This window comes from Patescibacteria group bacterium, from assembly GCA_041664365.1.
Classification (GTDB): Bacteria; Patescibacteriota; Patescibacteriia; order UM-FILTER-42-10; family UM-FILTER-42-10; genus JAHJEX01.
The window spans coordinates 1-3,096 of the sequence record JBAYKW010000024.1 but is presented as its reverse complement, the minus strand read 5'-3'; the positions used below and the strand labels follow the sequence as shown (position 1 = coordinate 3,096).

Annotated in this window: 4 protein-coding genes; 2 read left to right on the top strand and 2 right to left on the bottom strand. The window is 33.1% G+C overall.

All coding sequences use genetic code 11. From position 1 onward, the window contains the following. Nucleotides 1–185, top strand: a 185-nt coding sequence (locus WCW66_06960; protein ID MFA6392443.1) for a hypothetical protein, incomplete at its 5' end; no start/stop codon positions are given. A 68-nt stretch (nucleotides 186–253) separates the two neighbouring features. Here WCW66_06960 and WCW66_06955 read toward each other — a convergent pair. Both WCW66_06955 and WCW66_06950 read right to left on the bottom strand, forming a co-directional pair. Then, nucleotides 254–1,336, bottom strand: coding sequence for a radical SAM protein (locus WCW66_06955; GenBank protein ID MFA6392442.1), 1,083 nt, complete (start codon nucleotides 1,334–1,336; stop codon nucleotides 254–256). Between the two features lie 27 nt (nucleotides 1,337–1,363). Continuing rightward, on the bottom strand, nucleotides 1,364–2,344 hold the full coding sequence (locus tag WCW66_06950) for a methyltransferase domain-containing protein (GenBank protein MFA6392441.1): 981 nt from the start codon (nucleotides 2,342–2,344) through the stop codon (nucleotides 1,364–1,366). A gap of 116 nt (nucleotides 2,345–2,460) precedes the next feature. On the opposite strand from WCW66_06950, the gene WCW66_06945 reads away from it, so the two are divergent. Continuing rightward, a partial coding sequence (locus WCW66_06945; GenBank protein MFA6392440.1) for a glycosyltransferase family 2 protein occupies nucleotides 2,461–3,096 on the top strand: 636 nt, incomplete at its 3' end.

Genomic DNA, 3,096 nt, shown 5'->3' with positions numbered 1-3,096 from the left:
CTGACAAAACAGCCGTGATTGTGTTGCCGCAAAAAACGGATTTATTGGCCGAAAAACTGATAGAATTGATTGAGAATGAGGATAAATTAAAAAACATATCTTTGGCCGGATATGAAAAAATTAAAGAATTTACTTGGGAAAAATCTTCAAAGATATTTGAAGATATATTATTGAATAAAATTTAATTTTTTTTATCATTAAATAAAAACAGGCGCTATTTTTATAAAGCGCCTGTTTTAAAATTTTGAAATTATTAATCTTGTCTTTTTATTCTTTCGGCCACAGCTTCGGGATGTCGGAGATAAAATAAAAGTCGCGGATAGAAACTGGAACTGGCGCTCCATTCTACGCCCCATGAGTTTAAACATCCATCGCATTTTTTGATGATTTTTTTTATTTCTTTGGTTTTTGCGCTATGCCAAATCTCAGTCGGTGATTGATCTCTGACATTGCCTAAACTTGTATCCCATAAATTAAGGCAAGGAACAAGATGCCCGTCGCATCTTAAAGCGCAAAAGGTGTCAGCGGCAAAGCATTGAAATTTAATTGGTTGATGTTTCAGCCATTTTAACCATTTTTCGCGAATAATGGTATTGGGCAAATCACTGACAGCTTCAATCATTTTATTATTTTCCGTATTTATGTGATTATCATTAGCATTGTCATAAAAAGAGGATTGATTATACCATTGAACCATAAAATCTATATTTAATTTTTTGGCATATTGTTTGACTTCTTTCCATCCAGAAAGCGTAAGATTAGACAGCGTTAACCCGATAACAAGCGAAAGGTTATCGGGATATTTTTCTCGCAAATCTGTTAATTTATGCAGCAAGTAATCGATTTTTTCAAAATTATTTGTAATGCCTCGAATTTGATTATGTTTTTCGCCGATTGCGTCCACGGAAACGCCAACATTAAGTTTGATTGTTTTTTCCGTAGAAAGAAGCGAACTGACTATTTGAACAACGCGTTCCGCCGCAATGCCATTGGTGCTTAAATCTAATTTGGCTTTTGGTAAAATTCGATGTTCTGTTCTGATTATTTCTTCAATGTCCTCGCGCAAAATCGCTTCGCCTCCGGAATTGATTATATTTTCTAAATCGCTGAAAAGAGGATCACTAAGGGCTCGTCCTAATTCTTCGGCGGTTAATGGATTTGAAATTGGCTTTTTCTCCCAAATGTGGCAATGGGTGCATCGGGAATTACAGCGATCCGTTGTTTCAAACCATAGCCATTTTGGCTTTAAAGGTTGCCCGAATATTTTTTTGATTAAATTTTTATTTCCCCAGCAGAGTCTGTCAAAGACCCTTTTTATCAAATATAATTTGTTCATATGATATTAAATTATTTTTAAATTTGATTATTTTTTTAAACATTCAATATACATAGCTCCTCCTCGCGGAAAAAAAATAAATGATATCGGAGCTACTAAATAAGCCAAAAAGTAGGGGAGGATAATTACTCCCAAAAAACGGCCGGTTTTATAAATTGCGCTTAGAATCCAATGACGGAGAGATTTTTTAGTGTTTAGTGGCTGATTATTTTTTTGACTTAATTGTTTTAAATTGGCAGATTTTTTAAATTTTAATTTTTTAGAAATAATTTCCAAGAATAAATCATACAGAAAATGTATTTGATTAAAATATATAATCCTAACATTTTTATAACCGGCCAAATCAAGAATATTTTTCATTGATTTTTCGCTCCAGCGGCTAAGATGGTGAAAGGGAAAATCCCAACTGCTTAAATTAACAAAAATTCTCTCTTTAGAAGGCATACTGATGATTAATTGACCGTCCGGTTTAAGAAATTTTTTAGCTTCTGTTAAAATCAACCATGGATTATCAATATGTTCTAAAACTTCAAACATAGTAATAAAATCAAACAGAGGCAAGGGAATAGTTTTTATAAATTCTTCAACAGGCAATGGATAGACATTTTTAAGGTCAAAAGATTCTCGAGCAATATTAATTGCTTCTTTATCAATGTCTGTTCCCCAAACTTCAATTTTATTTTTTTGGAGAGCGGCTAAAAATTCGCCTGTGCCGCAACCTAAATCTAATACCTTTGTAGAATTTCCAAGATTTTTATGAGAGTTTAAAAATATTTTATGATAGGAGTGTAAAATTCTTGGTTTGGACGAATCTTTAACATTATAGCAATCACCTTGTTCGTACCAGTCGGCTCCGGGGCTTTGAAAGGGTGTCCAAAATTGAACGCCGCAGAGAGAGCATTCATAAAGTGAAAATTGTCCGTTTTGATTGCGAGCGTCTTGTATAAATTTAAAATGCCCATGGCGTTGACAAATAGGGCATGTTTGCGGAGATTGGTTGAGGGGCATAAATTATAACAATTATGAATTCTAATTAAAAAATATTAATAGTTGATTTTGCTTTACAATATCCAAATTTTAAGATATATTTAAGCAAATAGCAAATTAATGGTTAAATAATAAAAATGACAATCTCAATAATCATTATTAATTATAAAACAACATTGCTGCTTCAAAAATGTCTTGAATCAATCAAACAGATTTATGATAAAAATATAGCAGAAATTATCGTGGTTGACAATAGCCCTTCAGATGATTTAGGACAATTTTTAGAGGCGGAATTTTCTAATACCAGTTTTCTTAAAAATGACGACAATCATGGTTTCGGGCAAGCGAATAATCAGGCGGCAAAAATCGCACAAGGCGATATTTTATTTTTTTTGAATCCCGACACCTTAATTCAAGAAAATATTTTTCAAAAAATTATTAATGCTTTTGAACAAGACCCTAAAATCGGCATTGTTGCTCCGCAATTGATTTTGCCAGATAATTCGTTTCAACCCTGGGCCTACGGGAAAGAAGGGGGAATATTGGAAATAATCAAGAACAAATTTTTCACCCAATCAACCAAACAACCGAGTAACCAATTAACTAATACTGACTGGGTTTCCGGCGCGGCCATGGCAATTCGGCGCGATATTTTTGAAAAAGTTAACGGTTTTGACGAGAAATTTTTTATGTATTTTGAAGACATAGATTTGTGTTTAAGAACCAAGAAATTGGGTTATAAAATAGCGGTTTTACCGGATGCAAAAATTATT

Excerpts from the sequence above, each read along its gene's own strand:
- WCW66_06950 (MFA6392441.1), bottom strand. The coding sequence starts at position 2,344 with ATGCCCCTCAACCAATCTCCGCAAACATGCCCTATTTGTCAACGCCAT.
- WCW66_06955 (MFA6392442.1), bottom strand. The coding sequence starts at position 1,336 with ATGAACAAATTATATTTGATAAAAAGGGTCTTTGACAGACTCTGCTGG.